The sequence below is a fragment of the Vibrio sp. V33_P6A3T137 genome, assembly GCF_009904835.1.
Classification (GTDB): Bacteria; Pseudomonadota; Gammaproteobacteria; order Enterobacterales; family Vibrionaceae; genus Vibrio; species Vibrio metschnikovii.
In genome coordinates this window covers 1-3488 of record NZ_WXWK01000158.1, presented here as the reverse complement: position 1 = coordinate 3488, position 3488 = coordinate 1, and the positions used below count along the sequence as shown (strand labels likewise).

Annotated in this window: 2 protein-coding genes; both read left to right on the top strand. The window is 43.8% G+C overall.

What is annotated here, in order from left to right:
• Positions 1–244: 244 nt before the first annotated feature.
• Complete coding sequence (locus CAG60_RS15025; protein ID WP_161439310.1) at positions 245–1504, top strand: outer membrane protein transport protein; 1260 nt, start codon at positions 245–247, stop codon at positions 1502–1504.
• Between the two features lie 299 nt (positions 1505–1803).
• Positions 1804–3102 (top strand): outer membrane protein transport protein, encoded by a 1299-nt coding sequence (locus CAG60_RS15020; protein ID WP_161439309.1) that lies wholly within the window; start codon positions 1804–1806, stop codon positions 3100–3102.
• Positions 3103–3488 lie beyond the last annotated feature (386 nt).

Sequence of the window (3488 nt, the reverse complement as noted above, 5' to 3'; positions counted from 1 at the left end):
TTATCACCTTGTGCAACACAAGGCAGCAACAGCCAAATAAGCGCTATTTTAATAGAGCCAAAACTCTACTTTTAACTTTTTATTTACAATTTAATGCCAAATTGCTAGCAATTTTAAAGATTTAATCGCGCCTTAGACAATGGTCGGATTTCTATCTCCTATACTTGCGACTAGTATCAGCCAGCCACTGAGCTTTTGCTCAACACAACGCCCATTAGAGGCGATATAACAAGGAAAAAGCACCATGAACAAGACGCGTCTGTTTAAAAAGTCACTGCTTGCTGTGACCATCTCTCTCGCTACTCAACAAGCTATGGCCGCTGGCTTTCAGCTTAACGCTCAATCAGCAACGGGCCTTGGCCGTGCGTTTGCTGGTGATGCCGTGATTGCCGATAACGCCGCCGTAATGTCACGTAACCCTGCCGCGATGGCTCTCTTTGATAAAATGGAGCTCTCACTCGGTTTTGAAGCCATCATGACTGACATTAAAGTTAAAAATGCCACTTATACCAGTGTTGCCACCCCTTCAGTAAATGCTGATTACAATGATGCTGGCGGCACTTCTATTGCCCCTAACATCCATTTGATCGTCCCAGTCAACGAGCAATTCGCTTGGGGAGTAAATGCTTATTCTAACTTTGGTACTCGTACCGATTTTGGCTCCAACTACGCTGGTGGTGAATATGGCGGTGAAACAGAAATTCTCAGTGCAAACTTTGGGGTTTCAGGTTCTTACCGTGTCAACGATCAATGGAGTATCGGTGCAGGGCTGGATCTGATTTATGGTCAAGGCACACTGAAGCGCAGCGCTAGTCAAGGATTATGTGGTGTTTTAACCAATGCTGGACGTAGCTGTGACGTCGTTGATATCGATAAAGCCGACGGTTTTGGGGTTGGCTTTAATGTCGGTACCGTTTACGAATTGGATGAGAATAACCGCTTTGGCCTTTCTTATCGTTATAGCCCAACCATTACCGCTAAAGATGGCGATAAAGAAGTCAAATTACCGTTACCAGATATGGCCGAGTTTTCCGGTTACCATCGCATAGACAATACCGCCTTTGCTGTCCACTATAGTGTGCAATACATTGGCTGGAGCGCTTTTGATAAACTGGAATTTAAAAATCAAAGTATTGATGTTAAACCTTATGAGTGGAAAGATGGTTGGCACTACTCTATTGGTGGTACTTACTTCTTAAACCGCGACTGGACACTGCGTGCAGGCTATATGTATGACACCAGTGCGCAAGATAAAATCACCTCAATTTCAGTACCGGATTCCGATCGTCAATGGTTATCAGCGGGCTTTACTTACCAGATTGATGACAAATCTAATTTCGACTTTGGTTTTACTTATTTGATGGGTAAAGATGTTGAAGTTAATGAACAAACGAAAAATCCATTCTTTGGCGCTCCAGGGCAACCAGAATACTTATCCTCCATTTCTGGTACCACCAAAGCGGATGCAATCTTAGTCGGCTTACAATATAGCCGTAGCTTCTAAGTTTGGTTTAATTTAAACACGTATCTTAATGGGCTGAATCATCAGCCCTTTTTTTATTTATTCACCTCACTGGCGCTCTTTTAAGCTTACAGCTGTGCTTAAAAAGGGCAGTTACATCCTACATCTGTTCGCTGAACTTTCACCCCACCAGAACACAAACCAGATTAATAGGCAAGTTAATAATAGAAAGTCGATATAAAACTCTAAATATTGATAATTTATTGTTTTTATTTGTTAAGGCGACTCGCTCTCTTTACACTTTTCGCCACTATTGACTAACCATTTCAGCGAACATAACCATGAACAATAATCAAAAAACGTTATCGATAGCCGTTGCGTTCGGCTTAATGGGACTACCAACCTACGCTCAAGCTGCGGGATTTCAACTAGCAGAATACTCAGCGACGGGCCTTGGTCGAGCGTACGCGGGTGAAGCAGCCATGGCTGACAATGCTGGCTCACAATGGCGTAACCCTGCGATGCTAACCTACCTGCCTGGCACGCAATTTTCTGCTGGTGCGATTTACGTCAATCCCAATATTGATGTCAATGGCACAGTAACCCACCCGAATCTTGGGCAAACTAGCGCGACGGCAAAAGATTTCGCCCATGACGCTATCGTTCCAAATGCCTATTTCTCTCATCAATTGAATGACCGGACCTTTTTAGGTTTAGCTTTCGGCACCAATTATGGCATGGAAACCGAGCTACCTAACTTTGCTGCCAGCCATTTTGGCGATCAGGCGAAAATCATCACCGCCGAAGCGAACGTTAACCTCGGCTATCAACTGACCGACGCAGTCAGTGTCGGGGCTGGTGTACGCTATGTGATCGGTGAAGGTCATTTTGGGGCCAGTGTGCCGGAAAAAAATATCGTTGGAATGGATGGAACAAACCCAATAAAGGCACCTCAAGGAACTATTTTAAAATATATGGAAGGGGACGATACCAGTTGGGGCTGGCAGGCTGGTACCGCTTGGCAAATCAACCCAAATCATCGAGTGGCTTTTACCTATAAATCACAAGTCGTGATGGACTTTGATGGTCATGCTGAAGGGATCCCATACGGAAAACACAAACCGGGGCAACTCGCTGTGACTTTACCAGCGACGGCAGAGCTAGCTAGCTTTCACCAATTAACCGAACAATGGGCATTGCACAGTAGTATTAATTGGACGGATTGGAGTAGCTTTGATCAATTGGTGGCTAACTTTCATGATGGCACTCCTAATGACTTGATTAAGTTAGAAAACTGGAAAGATAACTACCGTTTTGCGTTAGGGACCAGCTACGCTTGGGATCAAGATTTGACCCTACGTGCAGGCATTGCCTATGACTTATCCGCAGTAAGTACAAAATATCGCACAGCGACCATTCCAGAAACCGATCGTACTTGGTTAAGTATTGGTGCGGGCTATCGAGCCACGAAACAACTGACCCTTGATGCTGGCTTTACCTATATTTTTGCTAAAAAAGCTTCGCTGTATGAGCCTCGCGATGGATCCGACGACCCAGCCGCAGCGATTGGCGGCGCGTTTGCTGGAGAAGTGACCGGACACGTATGGTTAGTCGGTGTGCAAGCCAGCTACGCTTTCTAAACTTAAGTAATATTAAACCGTTAGTATAGCGATGCTGTTTAAGCACAAAGAGAAAGACTGAGGCAAAAACCTCAGTCTTTGATTGGCAAGCAAAGGAGTTCATTGAATCGTTATTGTTGTTACTTTTTTACCATAGTGCTCCTCGGCCCGTTCTGCCACTGATTTTAAAAAATCTTTTTAAACTCTATAATCCCTCAACTATTTATGAAAACGATGGATTTGTTAATTACAAAAGCATCCAGCGATTTCAAAATGCTTTGTATTAGCAACCATTACGGTAACGAATACGATGAATGCTTTCGGTAGAAAGCGATAAAAGACTTACGCTATGATGTGGTTCATTATTTTTCTAAAAAAGAGCTCAATATAATGTCTAGTGAAAACAT